We start from the raw sequence: 20057 nt of genomic DNA, 5'->3' as shown, positions 1-20057 counted from the left end.
TATGACCATCACAGGTATTATCGCGGAATTCAATCCTTTTCATAATGGCCACAAATACCTGCTTGAGCAGGCGGAGGGACTGAAAATCGTTGTCATGTCTGGGAATTTCATGCAGCGTGGAGAGCCTGCTATCGTGGACAAGTGGACACGGGCTCAGATGGCACTGGAAAATGGAGCGGATCTGGTAGTGGAATTGCCCTTTTTAGTCAGTGTTCAGGCGGCAGATTTCTTTGGTCAAGGAGCTGTGGATATCTTGGCTCACTTGGGTATTGATACTCTAGCCTTTGGGACGGAGGAAGTTCTAGATTATCAGAAAATTGCTGACTTATACGCAGAGTGTGGTCAAGAGATGGAGAATTTTGTGGACAATCTACCTGATTCACTCTCCTACCCTCAGAAAACCCAAGCCATGTGGAAGGAATTTACAGGTCTTGATTTTTCAGGCAATACCCCCAATCATGTTCTAGCTTTGGCCTATGCCAAGGCGGTTGCAGGACGCAACATCAAGCTTGAGCCGATTCAGCGTCAGGGAGCGGGTTATCATTCTGTGGACAAGGAGGTGGATTTTGCCTCTGCAACAGCCCTCCGTCAGCACCAGAGGGACAAAGATTTCTTAGAACGCTTTATGCCTTCTGTTGCTCTCTTTGAGTTGGCGAGCAAGGTAAGCTGGGATGACTATTTTCCCTTGCTCCGCTATCAAATCTTGTCAAATCCAGACCTAACTACCATCTATCAGGTCAATCAAGAAATGGCTGTGCGCATCAAGGATGCTATCAAAACAGCCCAGTCTGTTGACGAATTGGTCGAGGCGGTTACCACCAAGCGTTACACCAAGGCGCGTGTCAGACGTCTCTTGACCTATATCTTGGTGCAGGCTAGAGAAAGTGACTTGCCAGAAGCCATCCATGTCCTTGGCTTTACCGAAAAAGGCAGACAACATCTTAAGTCTCTGAAAGGGCAGATCCATCTAGTCAGCCGAATTGGTAAAAAACCTTGGGATGTTATGACTCAAAAGGCAGACCAGATTTACCAACTAGGACACCCAAGCATCACAGAGCAGAGTTTCGGCAGAGTGCCGATTAGAATAGAAACAAACTAAGTCTACTGAAAGGTAGGCTTTTTTGCTTCGTTTTTCGTGGAAATTTAAATTTTTAAAGATTCTTAATTTTACTTGAAAATCTAAGGGATTTCTTCAAAAATTCATACAAAACTCTTCAATTTGGGTTTGTGAAAATTGTTTTTTTATGATAGAATATTAAGGAATGTATGTCATTCGATAAACAAATTTAATGAGGTAAAAACATGGAAATCATGACACTTGCGATTGCTGTTTTTGCCGTCATCATTGGTTTAGTCATTGGATATGTCAGCATCTCAGCTAAGATGAAATCATCTCAAGAGGCTGCAGAGTTGATGCTTCTAAATGCTGAACAAGAAGCAACTAATTTACGAGGACAAGCTGAGCGCGAAGCGGATTTATTGCTAAATGAAGCCAAGAGCGAAAGCAAGTCTCTTAAAAAAGAAGCACTATTGGAGGCCAAAGAGGAAGCCAGAAAATACCGTGAAGAAGTGGACGCTGAATTTAAGTCAGAACGTCAGGAGCTCAAGCAAATTGAAAGTCGTTTGACGGAGAGAGCTGCGAGCCTTGACCGCAAAGACGACAATTTGACGAACAAAGAACAAACACTTGAACAAAAAGAACAAAGTATTTCTGATAGAGCAAAAAACCTTGATGCACGTGAAGAGCAATTAGAGGAAGTCGAAAGACAAAAAGAAGCTGAACTTGAACGTATCGGTTCCCTTTCCCAAACTGAGGCTCGAGATATTATCTTGGCTCAGACAGAGGAAAACTTGACTAAGGAAATTGCTAGCCGCATTCGTGAGGCTGAGCAAGAAGTCAAGGAACGTTCAGACAAGATTGCGAAAGATATCTTGGTTCAGGCTATGCAGCGTATCGCTGGTGACTATGTAGCAGAGTCAACAAACTCGACAGTTCACCTACCAGATGATACCATGAAGGGACGCATTATCGGACGCGAAGGTCGAAACATTCGTACCTTTGAAAGTTTGACAGGGGTCGATGTGATCATCGATGACACGCCAGAAGTGGTAACCTTGTCAGGATTTGATCCGATTCGTCGTGAAATTGCTCGTATGACCATGGAAATGTTGCTCAAGGATGGCCGTATCCACCCAGCTCGTATCGAGGAGTTGGTGGAGAAAAACCGTCAAGAGATTGACAATAAGATCCGCGAATACGGTGAGGCTGCTGCCTATGAGATTGGTGCGCCAAACCTCCATCCAGACTTGATGAAGATCATGGGACGCTTGCAGTTCCGTACTTCATATGGACAAAATGTCTTGCGTCATTCGATTGAGGTTGCTAAGTTATCTGGTATCATCGCCAGTGAACTTGGTGAAAATGCAGCTCTTGCCCGTCGTGCTGGATTCCTTCACGACATCGGGAAAGCTATTGACCGCGAGGTTGAAGGTAGCCACGTTGAGATTGGTACGGAATTGGCTCGTAAGTACAAGGAACACCCAGTTGTGGTGAATACTATTGCTAGCCACCACGGCGATGTCGAAGCCGAAAGCGTCATTGCAGTGATCGTTGCTGCAGCAGATGCCTTGAGTGCAGCGCGTCCAGGTGCTCGTAGTGAATCTCTTGAAAGCTACATCAAGCGTCTCCATGATTTGGAAGAAATTGCCAATGGCTTTGAAGGAGTGCAAAATAGCTTTGCCCTTCAAGCAGGACGTGAAATCCGTATCATGGTAAATCCAGGACAAATCAAAGACGACAAAGTCACAATCTTGGCTCACAAAGTTCGTGAGAAAATTGAAAACAATCTCGATTACCCAGGAAATATCAAGGTAACCGTGATCCGCGAACTTCGTGCAGTAGATTATGCTAAATAAATAAGAAAGAGCAGTTGAAATATTACTGCTTTTTTGTTACACTAGATAGAAAGACTGTAGAAGGATAACTGACGCTATCATCACTATCCGAGAGAAATTTTACTTTATTTCACAGACTAACTAAAGGAGACATAATGGCAGACCGAGGCTTGCTAATCGTTTTTTCTGGTCCTTCAGGAGTTGGGAAAGGAACGGTTAGAAGAGAGATTTTTGAGAGTTCTGAGAATCAATTTCAATACTCTGTATCGATGACGACGCGTGCGCAACGTCCTGGTGAAGTGGATGGAGTGGACTATTTCTTCCGTACTCGTGAAGAGTTCGAAGAGCTGATCCGTCAAGGTCAGATGTTGGAATATGCAGAATATGTCGGTAACTACTATGGAACTCCTCTGACCTATGTCAATGAAACTCTGGACAAGGGAATCGATGTCTTTCTTGAGATTGAAGTCCAAGGAGCCCTTCAGGTTAAGAAAAAGGTTCCAGATGCTGTCTTTATCTTTCTAACACCACCAGATTTGGATGAATTGCAAGATCGTTTGGTAGGTCGTGGAACAGATAGCGCTGAAGTGATTGCCCAACGAATTGAAAAAGCCAAGGAAGAAATTGCCCTCATGCGTGAGTATGATTATGCCATTGTCAACGATCAGGTGCCCCTCGCTGCTGAACGTGTCAAGCGTGTGATCGAAGCAGAACACTTCCGTGTGGATCGTGTCATTGGTCACTACCAGGAGATGTTGCCAAAATCTCCAACTACTCGATAAACTGATAAACTATAGGAAACAGGTACAAGCAAATGATGTTAAAACCCTCTATTGATACCTTGCTAGACAAGGTACCATCAAAATATTCACTCGTAATCTTAGAAGCAAAACGTGCCCACGAACTAGAGGCAGGTGCGCCAGCTACTCAAGAGTTTAAGTCTGAAAAATCAACTCTTCGCGCTTTAGAAGAAATCGAGTCTGGAAATGTAACCATTCACCCAGATCCAGAAGGAAAACGTGAAGCGGTTCGTCTCCGTATCGAAGAAGAAAAACGCCGCAGAGAAGAAGAAGAAAAGAAAATCAAAGAGCAAATTGCTAAAGAAAAAGAAGATGGTGAAAAAATTTAAGGTTGGGGGGACTCAATCTTATTTTTTCTATTGCAAGAATTTACTGACAAGGAGGAGGTGAGAAGATGGCTATCGCAAAGATTATCGTGAATGTTCCCCTGATGCAAACGGACCAGCCTTATAGTTATAAGGTTCCAGAGGAATTTATAGACATGCTGGAAGTCGGTATGCGGGTCCATGTGCCTTTTGGCAAAGGCAATCGCTTGATACAAGGAATTGTGCTGGGTTTGGAGTCCCAGTCGGATGAAGAGGTGGCTGATCAGAACTTGAAGGAGATTGCAGAAGTGCTAGATTTTTCCCCTGTTCTCACGCAAGAGCAACTCTGGCTGGCTGAGGAGTTACGCAAGTCTGTCTTTTCTTACAAAATCTCCATCCTAAAAGCCATGCTTCCAGGATTTTTAAACTCTAGCTATGATAAGATTCTCTATCCTCTAGAAGGTCTCAGCCAGGCAGACCGAGAGCGTCTGTTTGGTTCAGAAGATTCGCTAGCCTTTTCTTCTCTAGACCTTGCCAAACAGGCAGAAATGATGCGCTTGACCAGAAAAGGGCTGCTCCGTTTAGAATACCAGGCAGTCGATCAAAAAAAGGTCAAGACCCAGTCTTGGTATGAGGTTGATGCTACTCAGCTAGAGAAGATTGAGATTTCTGCGCGTGCTAAGAAAAAAGCAGAGCTCAGAGACTATTTGCTGTCTCATCCTAAGAGTGCTCCTCTGGCTAGTTTGCTAGAGTCCTATTCGCGGGAGCAAGTCAACTTCTTTGTGGAACAAGGTGCTGTGTCCATAGTCCAAAAGGAAGTGCAACGCTCAGCTGCTTATTTTGAAGGCATTGAAGCCAGCCAACCTTTGGAGTTGAATCCAGAACAAAGAAAGGCGCGTGATGCCGTTGTCAGTGCTATTGGCAGTCAACAGCCTCCTTTCCTCCTTCAAGGAATTACAGGAAGTGGGAAAACGGAGGTTTACTTGCAGATTATCCAAGGAGCCTTGGATAAGGGTAAGACGGCTATTTTGTTGGTTCCTGAGATTTCTCTGACGCCACAAATGACGGAGCGTTTTGTTGCTCGATTTGGTGAGAAAGTAGCCATTCTCCACTCAGGCCTATCCAATGGTGAGAAGTACGACGAATGGCGCAAGGTTGAGCGCGGCGATGCCCAAGTTGTCGTTGGCGCTCGATCAGCTATCTTTGCTCCTCTGAAAAATCTGGGTGTTATGATTATCGATGAAGAGCATGAAGCCAGCTACAAACAAGACAGCAATCCCCGTTATCATGCCAGAGAGGTCGCCATTCTACGGGCCCAGTATAATCAAGCAGCCCTGGTCCTTGGTTCGGCGACACCGAGCTTAGAGAGCCGTGCGCGGGCTGGAAAAGGCGTCTATCAACACTTACGTCTGACCCAACGGGCTAATCCTTTAGCCACTATTCCTGAGGTTCAAGTGATTGACTTTCGGGACTATATCGGGCAGAATGAGACATCAAACTTTACGCCTCCTTTGCTAGAGGCCATCCAAGACCGTTTGGATAAAAAAGAGCAGGTAGTCCTCATGCTCAACCGTCGGGGTTATTCTAGCTTTGTTATGTGTCGGGAGTGTGGGACGGTAGATAGCTGCCCCAACTGTGACATTTCTCTGACTCTCCATATGGATACCAAGACCATGAACTGCCATTACTGTGGCTTTTCGAAGGGAATTCCTCATGTCTGTCCCAACTGTCAGAGTCGCAGCATTCGCTACTACGGGACGGGGACTCAGAAAGCCTATGATGAGCTAGTAGAGCTCTTTCCTCAGGCTCGCATTCTGCGGATGGATGTGGATACGACTCGCAAGAAAGGTAGTCACCAAGCTCTTCTTGAGCAGTTTGGTCGAGGGGAAGCAGATATCTTGTTGGGAACTCAGATGATTGCCAAGGGCTTGGATTTTCCAAATGTGACCCTAGTCGGAGTCCTCAATGCGGATACAGCCCTAAACTTGCCTGATTTCCGTTCTTCTGAGAGAACCTTCCAACTCTTAACTCAGGTGGCAGGCCGTGCAGGTCGTGCAGAAAAGACTGGGCAGGTCTTGATCCAGTCATACAATCCTGAGCACTATGCCATTCGATTTGCCAAAGACCAAGACTACGAAGGCTTTTACGCTTATGAAATGAGTATCAGGCGCCAACTCGGCTATCCGCCTTATTATTTTACGATTGGGATTACCCTCTCTCACAAGAAAGAAGAAGAGGTTGTCAAACGTGCCTATGAAGTCATGGGAATTTTGCGCTCAGGTTTATCGGAAACTAGTAAAATCCTTGGACCAACACCTAAACCCATCGCACGTACCCACAACCTTTATCATTACCAGATTTTGATTAAATACCGTTTAGAAGATGAGCTGGGACCAACTCTCAATCGAGTTTTGGCCTTGACTCAAGAACGGGAAAATAGCGAGCTTCGTCTCAGTATTGACCATGAGCCGCAGCAATTTTTATAAGAAGGAGAAGAAATGACAAAACTAATCTTTATGGGGACTCCCGATTTTTCAGCGACAGTTTTGAAGGGGTTGTTATCAGACGACCGTTATGAAATTCTAGCAGTTGTGACTCAGCCTGATCGTGCTGTCGGCCGTAAAAAAGTGATCCAAGAAACCCCAGTCAAGCAGGCTGCCAAAGAAGCAGGCCTTCCCATCTACCAACCTGAAAAATTATCTGGAAGTCCAGAGATGGAAGCCATTATGAAGCTAGGGGCGGATGGGATTGTGACCGCTGCTTTTGGGCAGTTCCTCCCAAGTAAACTTCTTGATAGCATGAACTTTGCGGTCAACGTTCACGCTTCCCTTCTTCCAAAACACCGTGGTGGTGCCCCCATTCATTATGCCTTGATTCAAGGGGATAAGGAAGCTGGTGTGACCATTATGGAGATGGTCAAGGAAATGGATGCAGGGGATATGATTTCTCGTCGCAGTATTCCTATCACAGATGAGGACAATGTCGGCACCTTGTTTGAAAAATTAGCGATTGTTGGTCGTGACTTGCTTTTGGATACGCTACCTGGCTACCTAGCAGGAGAAATCCAACCTGAACCACAAGATCCTAGTCAAGTCACTTTCTCGCCAAATATCAAACCAGAGGAAGAAAAGTTGGACTGGAATAAGACTAACCGTCAACTCTTTAACCAAATCAGAGGGATGAATCCATGGCCTGTTGCCCACACTTTTCTCAAGGGAGACCGCTTTAAGATTTATGAAGCTCTACCAGTAGAAGGTCAGGGAGCTCCAGGTGAGATTCTCTCTATTGGAAAGAAGGAATTGATCGTCGCTACGGCAGAAGGAGCTTTGTCTCTCAAACAAGTGCAGCCAGCTGGTAAGCCTAAGATGGATATTTCTTCCTTCCTCAACGGTGTTGGACGCACATTGACAGTAGGAGAACGATTTGGTGACTAAAGTAGAAACGGCTAGAAGTCTAGCTTTGGCAGTGCTAGAGGATGTTTTGATGAACCAAGCATATTCCAATATTGCTTTAAACAAACACCTCAAGGGGAGTCAACTCTCAGTAGCAGATAAGGGTTTGGTGACAGAGATTGTCTACGGAACGGTAGCCCGAAAACTCACTCTGGAATGGTACCTGTCCCACTTTATCGAAGACAGAGATAAGCTAGATAACTGGCTCTATGTTCTGCTCCTCCTGAGCGCTTACCAACTTCGGTATCTAGATAAGATTCCTAATCACGCTGTTGTTAATGAAGCAGTGGAACTAGCCAAAGCCCGTAAAAAAGGCAGTGAAAAATTGGTCAACGCCGTCCTTCGTCGTATCTTGCGAGAAGGTTGGCCAGATATTGACAGCATCAAACGAAAAAATAAGCGTGATTCCATTGCCTATTCTCTCCCAGTTTGGCTCGTGTCTAAACTCAAGGAAGAATACGGGGAAGAGCGAGCCCAAGCCATTTTTGAAAGCCTTTTGGTGCGCAACAAAGCCAGTATTCGGGTGACTGACTTGAGTCGAAAAGAGGAAATCAAAGCTTTGTTAGAGGCAACTGATTCCCCTTTGGTAGCTACTGGTCTGGTCAAGGAGCACGGCCACTTTGCAGGACATGATTTGTTTGCAGATGGAGCCATCACCATCCAAGACGAGTCTAGTCAACTGGTTGCTCCGACGCTTGATTTACAAGGTGATGAGCGAGTGCTTGATGCCTGTGCGGCTCCGGGTGGAAAAACAGCCCACATAGCCTCTTATCTCACGACAGGTCAGGTTACTGCTCTGGACTTGTATGACCACAAGTTGGACTTGATCCAAGAAAATGCGGAGCGTTTAGGAGTAGCAGATCGAGTGCAAACGCAAAAATTAGATGCCAGAAAAGTGCATGAGTTTTTCGGTCGGGACTCTTTTGATAAGATTTTGGTAGATGCTCCTTGTTCTGGGATTGGACTCTTGCGTCGCAAACCAGACATCAAATACAATAAAGAAACAGCAGATTTCACGTCCTTACAGGAAATTCAGCTGGAAATATTAGGTAGTGTTTGTCAAACGCTACGAAAAGGTGGTATAATAACTTATAGTACCTGTACTATTGTCTCTGAGGAGAACTTTCAAGTCGTTGAGGCGTTTTTAGAAAGTCATCCCGAGTTCGAGCAGGTTAAACTAGAACACGAATGTAAAGATATCCTGAAAGATGGCTGCATCCTGATCACTCCTGAATTGTATGGAAGTGATGGATTCTTTATTAGCCAATTTCGCAAGATATCAGAATAGGAAGGAACTGACACAATGGAAATAGCATTATTAACAGATGTTGGTCAGAAACGGACAAATAATCAGGACTATGTCAATCACTTTGTCAACCGAGCAGGACGCACTATGATCATCTTGGCTGACGGGATGGGAGGACACCGTGCAGGAAATATCGCTAGTGAGATGGCGGTAACAGACCTTGGTGTGGCTTGGGTGGATACCCAAATTGACTCAGTCAATGAAGTTCGTGAGTGGTTTGCCCACTACCTGGAGATTGAAAATCAAAAAATTCATCAACTAGGTCAGGACGAAGCCTACAGAGGCATGGGAACAACGCTAGAAGCTGTTGCGTTTATTGACAACCAAGCCATCTATGCTCATATTGGAGATTCTCGTATCGGTTTGATTCGTGGAGAAGAATACCACCAGTTGACGAGTGACCATTCCTTGGTCAACGAATTGCTCAAGGCTGGTCAATTGACTCCAGAAGAAGCAGAAACTCACCCTCAAAAGAATATCATCACCCAGTCCATCGGACAAAAAGATGAGATCCAGCCAGATTTTGGGATGATTACACTGGAGTCAGGAGATTATCTTTTGCTCAATAGTGATGGTTTGACCAATATGATTTCGGCAAGTGAGATTTATGATATTGTAACTAGCGATATTTCCCTAGCAGACAAGGCGGCAACCCTCATTCGTTTCGCTAACAATGCAGGAGGTTTAGACAACATTACGGTTGCCCTTGTTTACATGAACGAGGAGGCAGCAGAATGATCCAAATCGGCAAGATTTTTGCCGGGCGGTATCGGATTGTCAAGCAGATTGGTCGAGGAGGCATGGCAGATGTTTACTTGGCCAAGGATTTGATCCTAGACGGGGAAGAAGTGGCAGTGAAGGTCCTGAGGACCAACTACCAGACGGACCCGATTGCTGTGGCACGTTTCCAGCGTGAAGCGAGGGCCATGGCGGATCTGGACCATCCTCATATCGTTCGGATAACAGATATTGGTGAGGAAGACGGTCAACAGTACCTAGCTATGGAATACGTAGCAGGTCTTGACCTCAAGCGTTATATTAAAGAACACTATCCTCTTTCAAACGAAGAAGCGGTTCGGATTATGGGGCAAATCCTCTTGGCCATGCGCTTAGCCCATACTCGAGGAATCGTTCACCGGGATTTGAAACCTCAAAATATCCTCTTGACACCTGACGGCACAGCTAAGGTTACGGACTTTGGGATTGCCGTAGCCTTTGCGGAGACCAGTCTGACCCAGACAAACTCAATGTTAGGCTCTGTTCATTATTTGTCACCTGAGCAAGCGCGTGGTTCAAAAGCGACCTTCCAGAGTGATATCTATGCAATGGGGATTATCTTCTATGAAATGCTTACGGGACATATCCCTTATGATGGGGATAGTGCGGTTACGATTGCCCTCCAGCATTTCCAGAAGCCACTTCCGTCCGTCATAGCTGAAAACCCATCTGTCCCTCAGGCTTTAGAAAATGTTGTCATCAAGGCAACTGCTAAGAAGCTGTCAGACCGTTATCAGTCTGTTTCAGAAATGTATGTGGACTTGTCAACTAGCTTGTCTTATAATCGTCGGAATGAACCGAAACTGGTCTTTGACGATGCGAGTAAGGCAGACACTAAGACTTTACCTAAAGTTCCACAAAGTACACTGACATCGATTCCTAAAGCTCCGGCGCAAGAAGAACGCCCTCAGCCAAAGAAACCAACTCAACCAGTGGCAGAGCCGGCTCCAGCGCCAAAGCCAGCCAAGAAACGGAAGTTTAAGGCTCGCTATATGATTCTTTTGGCTAGTCTTCTATTGGTTGCAGCCTCTTTGGTCTGGATTTTGTCAAGAACACCAGCAACGATTGCTATTCCTGACGTAGCTGGACAAACCGTTGCAGAGGCTAAGGAAGCTCTTAAAAAATCCAAGTTTGAAGCCGGTGAAGAAAAGTCAGAGGCCAGCGATACCGTAGCAGAAGGACGTGTTATTCGAACGGATCCAGAAGCTGGTAGCGGCCGAAAAGAAGGAACCAAGGTCAATTTGATCGTTTCTTCTGGTAAGCAATCCTTCCAATTGAGCAATTATGTCGGACGTAAGTATACGGAAGTTGTAGCTGAACTCAAGGAGAAGAAGGTTCCTGAAAATCTAATCAAGATGGAAGAGGAAGAATCCAATGAAAGCGAACCTGGAATCGTCCTCAGACAGACCCCTGCTTCGGGTTCGACCTATGATCTCTCAAAAGCCACTACGATTACCTTAACAGTGGCTAAGAAGGTGACTAGTGTCAGCATGCCGAACTACATCGGTTCAAGTCTCGAGTTTACAAAGAATAACTTGACTCAGATTGTCGGTGTGAAGGAAGCAAATATTGAGGTTGTAGAAGTCTCGACTGCTCCTGAAGGAACGGCAGAAGGAACTGTTGTAAGTCAAACGCCAAGAGCAGGAGAACTGGTTGATCTTGCAAGTACCCGTATCAAACTTTCCATCTACAAACCAAAAACACCACCATCAACTTCATCCTCTAATCCTGCCCAACATGGGAACCAGGGTTCTCCTACAAGTCCAAACCAGGGGAACCAACAAGGAAATCAACAAGGGAATCAACAAGGGAACACTCCTTCTAGCAGTTCATCCAATAGTGAAGGATCTCACGAAAGTTCTCGAGATTAAACGAATCTTTGTCATGAATTCATGACAAAGATTTTTTTTCACAAGATTTTGTGATAAAATATAGGAAGTAGAAAAAAGGAGGAGAAAATGGACGAATCGAGAGAGTTGAATGCCGTCATTGATGTGATTATGCTAGCAGGAACCATCCTCCTGAAAAGTGGCTCAGAGATTCATCGGGTTGAGGATACTATGATCCGTATTGCCCATTCGCAGGGAATAATGGATTGCAATGTTCTTGCCATGCCCGCAGCTATTTTCTTTTCTATCGAAAACACCAATATTTCTCGGATGAAACGGGTAACCTCATCTTCTTATAACATTGAAAAAGTCTGTGATGTCAACCAAGTATCACGGGAGCTTGTCGGAGGGCAGATTGACCTCTCGACAGCCTTTAAAAAGCTGAAAGAAATCGGCAATCAAGCCCTTCCTTATACCAAGTTCCAAGTGACCGTAGCAGCGACCCTCAGTGCCCCTTTCTTCTCAATTATGTTTGGGGGCAATGTTTATGACGCTTTTGGTGCGGCTATTGCAACCTTATTTGGATTTGCCTTCTCTCTCTACGTAGAGAAGTTTGTCCGCATTCCTTTTGTAACGGCCTTTGCGGGTGCCTTTGTTTTCGGATTGATCGCCCAGTTTTGGGCCCGCTATACAGGATTTCCTTCGACGGCAGACCTGATTATAGCAGGTGCTGTCATGCCCTTTGTTCCAGGGATTGCTCTGACAAATGCGGTACGGGATATCATGACCAACCATATCAACTCTGGTATGAGCAAGATGTTTGAATCTTTGCTCATTACCCTCGCTTTAGGGGCCGGCACCTCTGTCGCCCTGGTTTTGATGACATAAGATGACTCTAACAAGTATTTTGCTCCAAGCAGTGGCGAGTTTACTCGCCATTATCACCTTTCTAATCGTACTGAATGTTCAACGCTCCATGCTCCTACCTGGTGGTATTTTGGGAATGGGCGTTTGGCTCCTCTATCTCGTGCTCAAAGAACCAACCAATGTTATTATTGCGACCTTTATCGCAGCAGTAATTGGCTCTTGCATCAGCCAGATTTTAAGTATTGTCTATAAGACACCAGCGGTGGTCTTTGTCTTGGCCATTCTTGCCCCCTTGGTGCCGGGTTATTTATCCTATCGAACGACAGCTTTCTTTGTGACAGGAGATTACAGCCATGCTATTGCCAGCGCGACTTTGGTGGTTATGTTAGCTCTTGTTATTTCTATTGGAATGGCAAGTGGAACGGTGATTTTAAAGCTTTATTACTATATCCGAAAACAACGAGGAATCTCCTCCTAATGCAGTGAAAGCAAAGACTTGATTTGTTGAATCAAGTCTTTTTTCTCTCTTTTGTCCCTATTTGTGATAAAATAGAATGAAACGATTTTTTACAATGAATGAAAAAACAGAGGTAAATATGACAATCGGTATTGATAAGATTGGTTTTGCGACCAGTCAATTTGTCTTGAAATTACAAGACTTAGCAGAAGCGAGGGGAGTTGACCCCGAAAAATTTAGCAAGGGACTCTTGTTAAATGAAATTAGTATTGCGCCACTGACTGAGGACATTGTTACCTTGGCAGCTAGTGCAAGCAACTCTATTTTAACAGACAAAGAAAAAGAAGAAATCGATATGGTCATCGTGGCGACCGAGTCAGGGATTGACCAAAGTAAGGCAGCGGCAGTCTTTGTTCATGGCCTATTAGGCATTCAGCCTTTCGCCCGTAGCTTTGAAATCAAAGAAGCCTGCTATGGAGCGACAGCTGCCCTTCATTATGCTAAATTGCATGTGGAAAATTCTCCAGAGTCCAAGGTTTTGGTCATTGCCAGTGATATTGCCAAGTATGGTGTGGCAACTCCGGGTGAGCCAACTCAGGGAGCTGGAAGCGTGGCGATGCTGATCACCCAAAATCCTCGCATCATGGCCTTTAACAATGATAACGTTGCTCAAACGCGCGACATCATGGATTTCTGGCGTCCGAACTATTCAAGCACTCCTTATGTAAACGGCATGTACTCGACCCAACAGTATCTTGATTGCCTGACAACGACTTGGGATGAATACAAGAAACGCTACGATTGGACTATGGATGACTTTGCGGCTATCTGCTTCCACTTGCCTTATCCTAAGTTGGCCCTAAAAGGCTTGCGCAAGATGATGGACAAAACTTTGTCTAAAGAAAAACAGGATAGTTTGCAAGAAAACTTTGATAAGTCCATTCTCTACAGTCAGATGATTGGGAATATCTACACGGGTTCCCTCTTCCTCGGCCTTCTCTCCCTTTTGGAAAATGCAGAGACTTTGAAGGCTGGAGATAAAATTGCCCTCTACAGTTACGGAAGTGGAGCGGTTTCAGAGTTCTTTAGTGGAGAGCTGGTCGAAGGCTATGAGACTTACCTTGATAAGGATCGCTTGAGCAAACTCAAGCAACGTACAGCATTGTCAGTTGTGGACTATGAAAAAGTCTTCTTCGAAGACTTGCAGTTGGATGAGTCTGGCTCAGCTCAATTTGCAGGTTATGAACATCAAGACTATGCCTTGGTTGAAATTGTCGACCACCAACGCCGTTATAGCAAGGTTGAAAAATAATGAAGATAAGTTGGAATGGATTTTCTAAAAAATCATACTATGAGCGCCTAGAGTTGTTGAAAGCTCAGGCGCTCCTTAGTCCTGAAAAGCAAACGAGTCTCGAGCAGGATGAACAAGTCAGCTTGGCAGTTGCAGACCAGCTGAGTGAGAATGTGGTAGGAACTTTTTCTCTTCCTTATTCGATCATTCCAGAGCTTGTGGTGAATGGTCAGGACTACACAGTTCCCTATGTGACAGAAGAACCGTCTGTGGTTGCTGCGGCCAGCTATGCTAGTAAAATCATCAAGCGAGCAGGTGGTTTTACTGCTCGGGTTCATCAGCGCCAGATGATCGGCCAGGTAGCCCTTTATCAAGTTGCTGATCCTGAACAAGCGCAAGAGAAGATTGCCAGCAAGAAAGCGGAGCTCTTGGAACTTGCCAATCAAGCCTATCCTTCTATCGTCAAACGTGGTGGCGGGGCGCGTGATTTGCATGTAGAACAGATCAAAGGTGAAACGAATTTTCTCGTTGTTTATCTTCATGCCGATACCCAGGAAGCCATGGGAGCCAATATGCTCAACACCATGCTGGAAGCTTTGAAACCAGTCTTAGAAGAACTCAGTCAGGGACAGAGTCTCATGGGAATCCTGTCCAACTACGCGACCGATTCTCTGGTGACTGCAAGCTGTCGTATCGCCTTTCGCTACTTGAGCCGACAAAAGGATGAAGCCAGAGAAATAGCAGAGAAAATAGCTTTGGCTAGCCAGTTTGCGCAGGCTGATCCTTACCGAGCATCTACTCACAATAAAGGGATTTTTAATGGTATCGATGCCATTTTAATCGCCACGGGTAATGACTGGCGTGCCATCGAAGCTGGAGCCCATGCCTTTGCCAGTCGAGATGGACGCTATCAAGGCCTCAGCCGATGGAGTCTAGATAGGGACTCAGAAGAATTGGTCGGTGAGATGACCCTACTCATGCCGGTAGCGACCAAGGGCGGCTCTATCGGTCTCAACCCTCGTGTAGCCCTCAGTCATGAACTACTGGGGAATCCTTCAGCCAAGGAATTAGCTCAGATTATCGTGTCCATCGGTCTTGCCCAAAACTTTGCGGCTCTCAAAGCCTTGGTCAGTACGGGCATCCAGCAAGGCCACATGAAATTGCAGGCCAAATCCCTAGCTCTCCTAGCAGGTGCTAATGAGTCCGAGGTTGCTCCACTGGTCGAGCACTTGATCGCAGATAAAACCTTTAACTTAGAGACAGCCCAGCGCTATTTAGAAAATTTACGATCATAAAAAAACTCAGACGAATTCGTCTGAGTTTTTTGTACTTAAATACTTTTTCCTGGTAATAGGGTGACGGGTAAGAAGTAACCAGTTGTCGCAACTTCCTTGCCTTCAATCTTCTGTAAGAGAAGATCGACAGTGAGTTGGGCAATCTCTTTCATAGGTTGCTTAATAGTTGTCAAATGAGGATAGTAGTTCTCGATAAAGTAGGTCCCATCATAGCCGATGACCTTGAGCTTTTCAGGAACAGAAATTCCCAGCTCTTGAGCAATTTTGATAACCAGGATAGCTGTCAAATCATCCGAAGCAAAAATCGCATCTGGTTTCTGATGGGTCAAGATATTTTTGATTTCCATTTCTTTTCGGACGGGAGAAAAGTCACTGGAAACATTGATAATAGGAGCTTTCGGGAGAACAGAAGCAAAGCCAGCGTGGCGCAGTCCAGTCGGTGAGTTGGAATTGTCATTTCCTGTAATCATGATGATAGACTGGGCTCCAGTCTTGACCAGAGTTTGGGCGGCGAGGACTCCGCCACCGTAGTTATCGGAGGAGACAACAGGAATGTCTGGAGACAAGTTTCGGTCAAAGGAAATGATCGGTGCAGTCACGCGATTGTAGTCTTCGATTCCCAAGTTGTGACTTCCAGAAATGATACCATCGACCTGATTGGCCTCCAGCATTTCAATGTACTCTCGTTCTTTTTCAGAGTCATGTTCGCTGTTACAGATGATGGTCTTGTAGCCATTCTTGAAGAGCTGGTGTTCCAACTTGTCAATCAACTCCGCATAAAAGACATGACTGATGTTTGGAAAAATAAGTCCAATCAACTTGGCAGATTTTCCTTGGAGGCTTCGAGCCAGATTATTGGGCTTGTAGCCTAGCTCTCGCATGGCTTCATTTACCTTTTGAATGGTTTTCTCAGATAGATAACCCTTTTTATTGATGACCCGTGAGACGGTAGTGGGGCTGACGCCTGCAAGTTTTGCGACATCAGTTAGTTTTGCGACCATAATCTAATTCATAGTAAGTTCCAGTTGGGTTCCCAGATTTGATGAGGATACCATTTTGGTCTGCATGTGGGAAAACACGACCAGAAAATACTTTTTCTCCTTTATTGATGAAAATTTCAAAGACTGACTTGTCGATGAAGATAGTGGCAGTAGTAGCTTGGTTATTGATAGGGCAAGAACGAGTTGTACCAAATTCTTGGGCGTACTGTTCACCAGCCTGACTACGATCCACTGTCACCTGTCCATTGACAAGATCAAAGTTGATTGAAAGCCCCTTGCCTTCTTTATCAGCGAGCAAGACAATCTCGCTTTGGCTATTGGCCTCCAAGTTGAGCTCCAGTTCATAGGTGTTATTGGTTTGAGTACGATTTGAGAAGACCTCTTCAGAAGAACGAAGTTCTTTGACGGCTGAGACAGGATATTGGTAGAGTTTGCCATCTTTGATAGTGAGTTCTTTGACCAATGAGAAGGTTCCTTGGTGGTCAAAACAGTCAGATGGGTAAGAAACATCTGGTAACCCAAGCCAACTTACCGCTAGTGCACGTCCATCTGGAGCGTTGAAGGCTTGCGTTGCATAGGCTTCAAAACCATAGTCTAGATTTTGCAATGGAGAGACATCTACCATTTCGGCATTTTCAGGATCAAAGGAAGCCCCGATTTTGTACATGTTTGGATAGATATTGTCATAGTCTAGAACAGCCTTATCCAATCCTTGTGGGCAGTAGAGAAGGACAGGTTGCTCCCCTGCAAAGACTAGATTTGGACATTCCATCATGTAGGCAGTGCGGTCGTTAGCAAAGTTAAGGTCGCCAACTGCTTGCCAGTTTGTATAATCATTGTCCACAGCCTTGTAGAGACGGACGAAGCCTTTTTTCTCCAAGTCCTGTCCACCGACGATGGCATAATATTGCCCCTTAAAGTTAAAAATTTGTGGGTCGCGGAAGTGGTCAGTAGAGTCTGCTGGCTGGTCAATCAAGATCTTGTCAATCTTTGTAATTTTGCCATCTTTATCCATCAAAGCACCAATCTGGTAAGGGTGACGGATCCAATTATCATCACGGACATTTCCAGTATAAAATAGGAACAACTGATCGCCGAACTGCATGGCAGAACCAGAGTAGGCACCGTGGCTATCTAATGGAGTATCTGGCAAAACTTTGACTCCAGTTTCTGTAAAGTGCACTAAATCATCACTTTCAAGCTGCACCCAAGACTTCAACCCATGGGCTGCACCAAAGGGGAAGTTTTGGTAAAAGAGAATCCATTTGCCATCAAAATAAGAAAAACCATTTGGATCATTGAGAAGGCCCATTTTAGGCTCGACATGGTAACGAGTATGCCAAGGAGATTGAGCCATCTTTTCCTTGATTTGTTTGATTTCATCATTAGACCAGTCTTCATAGCGTCTATAACGGCGCTCAGTTGTCCATTCCATTTTATCTTTCCTCCATAAGTTCTATTCTATTATTAATAGTAAACGTTTTCGGCAAAAAAAGCAAGTCTTTTATGTTAAAAAAAAGAAAAATATGTCAAACGATTGCCATAAATCAAGTAAAGGAAATCTAGCAAATTTTCACGAAAAAATGAAAGAAAATGTAAATAAAAGCCTTGATTCCTCAAGTATAAAGATATTTTTTTGAGGAAAAAGAGAATATCCCTCAAAAACGAGCAAAAATAATCAGAGAAAAAGAAAGAGAACAAAAAATTCTGCAAAACGCTTGACATATTTTAGAAACGTGATAAAATAATAGTCGTAGGGCGAATAAAATCGCTTTCAAACAAGAACAAAATTTTATAAGGAGATTTTTGCAAATGAACAATCAGGATATTGCAAAAAAAGTCATCGAAGCCCTTGGCGGACGTGAAAATGTCAACAGTGTAGCCCACTGTGCGACTCGTCTACGTGTCATGGTCAAAGATGAAGGGAAAATCAATAAGGAAGTGATTGAGAACTTGGATAAAGTTCAAGGAGCTTTCTTTAACTCAGGCCAATACCAAATCATCTTTGGGACTGGTACAGTAAACAAGATGTACGACGAAGTGGTTGCACTTGGTTTGCCAACATCTTCTAAAGAAGATATGAAAGCAGAAGCTGCTAAACAAGGAAACTGGTTCCAACGTGCTATCCGTACTTTCGGTGACGTCTTTGTACCAATCATTCCAGTTATCGTAGCGACAGGTCTTTTCATGGGTCTTCGTGGTCTCTTGAACGCTCTTGGAATCACACTTCCAGAAGATGTTACCATTTACAGCCAAATCCTCACAGATACAGCCTTCATCATCTTACCAGGTTTAGTTGTATGGTCAACCTTCCGCGTATTCGGTGGAAATCCAGCCGTTGGTATCGTCCTTGGTATGATGCTGGTTTCTGGTTCGCTTCCAAACGCTTGGGCAGTAGCATCAGGTGGTGAAGTAACAGCTATGAACTTCTTTGGCTTCATTCCTGTTGTTGGTTTGCAAGGTTCTGTTCTTCCAGCCTTCATCATCGGGGTGGTCGGAGCCAAGTTTGAAAAAGGTCTTCGCAAGGTGGTTCCAGATGTCTTGGATCTCCTGGTGACACCATTCGTGACACTCTTGGTTATGTCTATCCTTGGACTCTTTGTCATCGGACCAGTCTTCCACGTTGTTGAAAACTACATCCTTCTCGGAACAAAAGCCATTCTTGGCTTGCCATTTGGTCTCGGTGGTTTGGTCATCGGTGGGGTTCACCAATTGATTGTCGTATCAGGTGTGCATCACATCTTCAACTTGCTTGAAGTTCAGTTGTTGGCTGCTGACCATGTCAATCCATTTAACGCTATCATCACTGCAGCAATGACAGCTCAAGGGGCTGCGACAGTTGCCGTTGGTGTTAAAACTAAAAATCCTAAACTGAAAACACTTGCTTTCCCAGCTGCTCTTTCTGCCTTCCTCGGTATTACAGAGCCTGCTATCTTCGGGGTAAACTTGCGCTTCCGTAAACCATTCTTCCTTTCATTGATCGCTGGTGCTATCGGTGGTGGATTGGCTTCAATCCTTGGACTTGCTGGTACAGGTAATGGTATCACCATCATCCCTGGTACTATGCTTTACGTTGGGAATGGCCAATTGTTCCAATACCTTCTTATGGTAGCTGTATCATTCGTTCTTGGTTTTGCCCTTACTTACATGTTTGGTTACGAGGACGAAAAAGAAGTTGCTAGTGAAGTTGCGACAGAACGTTTGGTTCAAGAAGAAACAACTGGTAACATTCCAGTAGCTCCTCAAAACGAAACAATCCAAACTCCTATCGTTGGTGACGTAGTTGCTCTTGAGAATGTTGATGATCCAGTCTTTTCAAGTGGTGCAATGGGTCAAGGGATCGCTGTAAAACCAAGCCAAGGTGTGGTTTACGCACCAGCTGATGCAGAAGTATCGATCGCCTTTGCCACAGGACATGCTTATGGTTTGAAGACAGCAAATGGAGCTGAGATCTTGATTCACGTTGGTATCGATACGGTAACTATGAACGGTGAAGGTTTTGAACAAAAAGTTGCTCAAGGCGACAAGGTCAAAGCTGGTGATGTTCTTGGAACCTTTGACTCAAATAAAATCGCTGCTGCAGGTCTTGACGACACAACAATGGTTATCGTAACCAATACAGCAGACTACGCTTCTGTGACACCAGTCGCAAGCGGTTCTGTTGTCAAGGGCGACGCAATCATCGAAGTGAAAGCCTAATCCTCTTCAAGAATCAAATCTAAAAACAAAACGAACAAATGACATGTTTGTTCGTTTTTGCTTGAATGGTAAGATTTACAGAG

General features: G+C 44.8%; 16 protein-coding genes. 14 read left to right on the top strand and 2 right to left on the bottom strand.

Translation table 11 applies throughout. From position 1 onward, the window contains the following. Position 1 precedes the first annotated feature (1 nt). From MP387_RS07210 to MP387_RS07150, 13 genes are all read left to right on the top strand, one after another. Positions 2 to 1099 carry a nucleotidyltransferase gene (locus MP387_RS07210; protein WP_242745924.1) on the top strand — a complete coding sequence of 366 codons (1098 nt, stop codon included), beginning with the start codon at positions 2 to 4 and terminating at the stop codon, positions 1097 to 1099. A 203-nt stretch (positions 1100 to 1302) separates the two neighbouring features. Further along, a complete protein-coding gene (locus MP387_RS07205; protein WP_242745923.1) occupies positions 1303 to 2916 on the top strand; it encodes a ribonuclease Y in 1614 nt (537 codons plus the stop codon). Positions 2917 to 3050: 134 nt separating this feature from the next. After that, the gene (gene gmk / locus MP387_RS07200) at positions 3051 to 3677 is read left to right on the top strand and encodes a guanylate kinase (RefSeq protein WP_000775041.1); all 627 of its coding nucleotides are present in this window, start codon (positions 3051 to 3053) and stop codon (positions 3675 to 3677) included. A 32-nt stretch (positions 3678 to 3709) separates the two neighbouring features. Beyond that, positions 3710 to 4024, top strand: a complete 315-nt coding sequence (gene rpoZ, locus MP387_RS07195) for a DNA-directed RNA polymerase subunit omega (protein WP_002875802.1) — start codon at positions 3710 to 3712, stop codon at positions 4022 to 4024. Positions 4025 to 4089: 65 nt separating this feature from the next. Continuing rightward, positions 4090 to 6486, top strand: coding sequence for a primosomal protein N' (locus tag MP387_RS07190; protein WP_242745922.1), 2397 nt, complete (start codon positions 4090 to 4092; stop codon positions 6484 to 6486). A 12-nt stretch (positions 6487 to 6498) separates the two neighbouring features. Beyond that, entirely contained in the window at positions 6499 to 7434 is a 936-nt protein-coding gene (gene fmt / locus MP387_RS07185; protein WP_242745921.1) for a methionyl-tRNA formyltransferase, read from the top strand. Continuing rightward, positions 7427 to 8740 (top strand): 16S rRNA (cytosine(967)-C(5))-methyltransferase RsmB, encoded by a 1314-nt coding sequence (gene rsmB / locus MP387_RS07180; protein WP_242745920.1) that lies wholly within the window; start codon positions 7427 to 7429, stop codon positions 8738 to 8740. The genes fmt and rsmB overlap by 8 nt, the downstream gene beginning before the upstream one ends. Before the next feature lie 15 nt (positions 8741 to 8755). Next, the gene (locus tag MP387_RS07175; protein WP_000401527.1) at positions 8756 to 9496 is read left to right on the top strand and encodes a Stp1/IreP family PP2C-type Ser/Thr phosphatase; all 741 of its coding nucleotides are present in this window, start codon (positions 8756 to 8758) and stop codon (positions 9494 to 9496) included. Beyond that, complete coding sequence (pknB, locus tag MP387_RS07170; protein WP_242745919.1) at positions 9493 to 11406, top strand: Stk1 family PASTA domain-containing Ser/Thr kinase; 1914 nt, start codon at positions 9493 to 9495, stop codon at positions 11404 to 11406. Before MP387_RS07175 ends, pknB begins: the two co-directional genes overlap by 4 nt. 87 nt (positions 11407 to 11493) lie before the next feature. Continuing rightward, positions 11494 to 12252 (top strand): threonine/serine exporter family protein, encoded by a 759-nt coding sequence (locus MP387_RS07165; protein ID WP_000344542.1) that lies wholly within the window; start codon positions 11494 to 11496, stop codon positions 12250 to 12252. Between the two features lies 1 nt (position 12253). After that, positions 12254 to 12709 carry a threonine/serine exporter family protein gene (locus MP387_RS07160; RefSeq protein WP_000176902.1) on the top strand — a complete coding sequence of 152 codons (456 nt, stop codon included), beginning with the start codon at positions 12254 to 12256 and terminating at the stop codon, positions 12707 to 12709. 118 nt (positions 12710 to 12827) lie between these two features. Then, positions 12828 to 14000 (top strand): hydroxymethylglutaryl-CoA synthase, encoded by a 1173-nt coding sequence (locus tag MP387_RS07155; RefSeq protein WP_242745918.1) that lies wholly within the window; start codon positions 12828 to 12830, stop codon positions 13998 to 14000. Further along, the gene (locus tag MP387_RS07150; RefSeq protein WP_242745917.1) at positions 14000 to 15274 is read left to right on the top strand and encodes a hydroxymethylglutaryl-CoA reductase, degradative; all 1275 of its coding nucleotides are present in this window, start codon (positions 14000 to 14002) and stop codon (positions 15272 to 15274) included. The genes MP387_RS07155 and MP387_RS07150 overlap by 1 nt, the downstream gene beginning before the upstream one ends. Positions 15275 to 15309: 35 nt before the next feature. Here MP387_RS07150 and MP387_RS07145 read toward each other — a convergent pair whose 3' ends face one another. Together MP387_RS07145 and MP387_RS07140 are read right to left on the bottom strand one after the other, a co-directional pair. Continuing rightward, the gene (locus MP387_RS07145; protein WP_242745916.1) at positions 15310 to 16275 is read right to left on the bottom strand and encodes a LacI family DNA-binding transcriptional regulator; all 966 of its coding nucleotides are present in this window, start codon (positions 16273 to 16275) and stop codon (positions 15310 to 15312) included. After that, on the bottom strand, positions 16256 to 17710 hold the full coding sequence (locus MP387_RS07140; RefSeq protein ID WP_242745915.1) for a sucrose-6-phosphate hydrolase: 1455 nt from the start codon (positions 17708 to 17710) through the stop codon (positions 16256 to 16258). The genes MP387_RS07145 and MP387_RS07140 overlap by 20 nt, the downstream gene beginning before the upstream one ends. A gap of 377 nt (positions 17711 to 18087) precedes the next feature. Here MP387_RS07140 and MP387_RS07135 point away from each other — a divergent pair, with 377 nt between their 5' ends. Then, entirely contained in the window at positions 18088 to 19974 is a 1887-nt protein-coding gene (locus tag MP387_RS07135) for a sucrose-specific PTS transporter subunit IIBC (protein WP_242745914.1), read from the top strand. Positions 19975 to 20057: the final 83 nt, after the last annotated feature.

It is taken from the genome of Streptococcus oralis (assembly GCF_022749195.1).
GTDB lineage: Bacteria > Bacillota > Bacilli > Lactobacillales > Streptococcaceae > Streptococcus > Streptococcus oralis_CI.
Note: the sequence above shows the minus strand (reverse complement) of the source record. Positions and strands in the feature narration are given on the sequence as shown.

Coding starts and splice junctions, on each gene's coding strand:
- MP387_RS07140 (WP_242745915.1), bottom strand. CDS start 17,710: ATGGAATGGACAACTGAGCGCCGTTATAGACGCTATGAAGACTGGTCT.
- MP387_RS07155 (WP_242745918.1), top strand. CDS start 12,828: ATGACAATCGGTATTGATAAGATTGGTTTTGCGACCAGTCAATTTGTC.
- pknB (WP_242745919.1), top strand. CDS start 9,493: ATGATCCAAATCGGCAAGATTTTTGCCGGGCGGTATCGGATTGTCAAG.
- MP387_RS07135 (WP_242745914.1), top strand. CDS start 18,088: ATGAACAATCAGGATATTGCAAAAAAAGTCATCGAAGCCCTTGGCGGA.
- MP387_RS07190 (WP_242745922.1), top strand. CDS start 4,090: ATGGCTATCGCAAAGATTATCGTGAATGTTCCCCTGATGCAAACGGAC.
- MP387_RS07210 (WP_242745924.1), top strand. CDS start 2: ATGACCATCACAGGTATTATCGCGGAATTCAATCCTTTTCATAATGGC.
- rpoZ (WP_002875802.1), top strand. CDS start 3,710: ATGATGTTAAAACCCTCTATTGATACCTTGCTAGACAAGGTACCATCA.
- MP387_RS07145 (WP_242745916.1), bottom strand. CDS start 16,275: ATGGTCGCAAAACTAACTGATGTCGCAAAACTTGCAGGCGTCAGCCCC.
- gmk (WP_000775041.1), top strand. CDS start 3,051: ATGGCAGACCGAGGCTTGCTAATCGTTTTTTCTGGTCCTTCAGGAGTT.
- MP387_RS07175 (WP_000401527.1), top strand. CDS start 8,756: ATGGAAATAGCATTATTAACAGATGTTGGTCAGAAACGGACAAATAAT.
- fmt (WP_242745921.1), top strand. CDS start 6,499: ATGACAAAACTAATCTTTATGGGGACTCCCGATTTTTCAGCGACAGTT.
- MP387_RS07165 (WP_000344542.1), top strand. CDS start 11,494: ATGGACGAATCGAGAGAGTTGAATGCCGTCATTGATGTGATTATGCTA.
- MP387_RS07160 (WP_000176902.1), top strand. CDS start 12,254: ATGACTCTAACAAGTATTTTGCTCCAAGCAGTGGCGAGTTTACTCGCC.
- MP387_RS07205 (WP_242745923.1), top strand. CDS start 1,303: ATGGAAATCATGACACTTGCGATTGCTGTTTTTGCCGTCATCATTGGT.
- MP387_RS07150 (WP_242745917.1), top strand. CDS start 14,000: ATGAAGATAAGTTGGAATGGATTTTCTAAAAAATCATACTATGAGCGC.